General features: G+C 48.4%; 2 protein-coding genes and 1 pseudogene. All 3 read right to left on the reverse strand.

Features of this window, described 5'->3' with window-relative positions; genetic code table 11:
* Window positions 1–8: 8 nt before the first annotated feature.
* Window positions 9–305 carry a glucose PTS transporter subunit EIIB gene (locus R7P35_RS25365; RefSeq protein ID WP_005480175.1) on the reverse strand — a complete coding sequence of 99 codons (297 nt, stop codon included), beginning with the start codon at window positions 303–305 and terminating at the stop codon, window positions 9–11.
* A gap of 176 nt (window positions 306–481) precedes the next feature.
* Entirely contained in the window at window positions 482–943 is a 462-nt protein-coding gene (locus R7P35_RS25370) for a copper chaperone PCu(A)C (protein ID WP_005458360.1), read from the reverse strand.
* A pseudogene (locus tag R7P35_RS25375) lies at window positions 933–1,169 on the reverse strand (SCO family protein); the annotation flags it as partial. The gene R7P35_RS25370 and the pseudogene R7P35_RS25375, both read right to left, overlap by 11 nt.

The raw sequence follows: 1,169 nt of genomic DNA on the forward strand, positions 1-1,169 counted from the left end.
ACGAGCGCCTAGCTTGTCATTCGTTCTTCCATGATCTGCGAATACGTGTTGGCTTTCAAACCGTATATGATTTGGATATGACGTTCATCCAACACAACAACGCCATGAGCGCCATGTTTCTTTAAAGCCTCTTTATCTACGACAGCAGTAGAGCGCAGCGTGAGTCTTAGCCGCGTTGCACACGCTCCTGTTTCCACCACGTTATCGAGGCCACCAATTGCGGCAATAATGGTGTCCACGTCTTGCTCGACATTTGGATTGGTTTGAGTCAAAAAACTGAAAACGCGTTTGAGAGCTTGAAACATAAAGAGTTATCTCGGGAACAGGGTTAGATGTGGAAACAAGGAAATAGAGTTATAGCGAAGAGGGAGGTGTGTTGTATGGGGCATAAAGCACAGATTTACATTTTTAAATAAAATCGCCATTGCGCTGCGAGAGAGCGAATAAAACAAAGGCTCCTAATGAGGAGCCTAATTCGATTTTAGTGGGCTGTATGTTTCATCCCTGCCATCACTTTTTTCACTGGCGCGTTAAAGCTCTGCTTTTGGCCGTTATCGTAAGTCACGGTTACTTCGATTTCATCCCCTTCATTGAGCGGCGTTTTCAAATCAAACAGCATGATGTGTAGGCTGCCTGGTTTTAGCTCGGTGGTCTCTTTTGCGCCTAGCGTGATGCGGTCGATTTGGCGCATTTTCATCACATCGCCGTCTTTAATGACATCGTGCAATTCGACTTTGCCCGCTGCTGGCGTTTCTGCGGCAACGATATTGATGTCGTCTTGGCTGCGGTTGGCAAAGGTTACGAAGACGGCGCTGGTGGTTGCACCCGGAGCCATAGCACGCGCATACGGTTCGTGCGCCATGACATCGAGCTTAGCCTGAGCTAAAGGGCTGAGCAGTAATGCCCCCAAAGCCAAGGTTTTAAACAGTTGATTAGCCTTCATTCGAGCCTTCCTTAGTGGTGAGTTTTGAAATTGCTTCAACAATCGGCGCAGGCGTTAGCGTGTGTGGCACTTTGGTGATCAACGTGCCGTCCGGTTTGAGGAAGTAGAAGTAAGAGCTGTGGTCAAGGGTGTACTTCAGTTCCGAACCTTCTAATTCGGTTTTACGGAAAATAACGCCGTAGCGGTGAGCAAGTGGCGTCGTGATGTCCAACGGCGCAGATAGGCC

The organism is Vibrio sp. Vb0304, assembly GCF_033338995.1.
Taxonomy (GTDB): domain Bacteria; phylum Pseudomonadota; class Gammaproteobacteria; order Enterobacterales; family Vibrionaceae; genus Vibrio; species Vibrio alginolyticus.

Bases quoted from the DNA above. Each gene is read 5' to 3' on its own strand.
- R7P35_RS25365 (WP_005480175.1), bottom strand. From the start codon at position 305: ATGTTTCAAGCTCTCAAACGCGTTTTCAGTTTTTTGACTCAAACCAAT.
- R7P35_RS25370 (WP_005458360.1), bottom strand. From the start codon at position 943: ATGAAGGCTAATCAACTGTTTAAAACCTTGGCTTTGGGGGCATTACTG.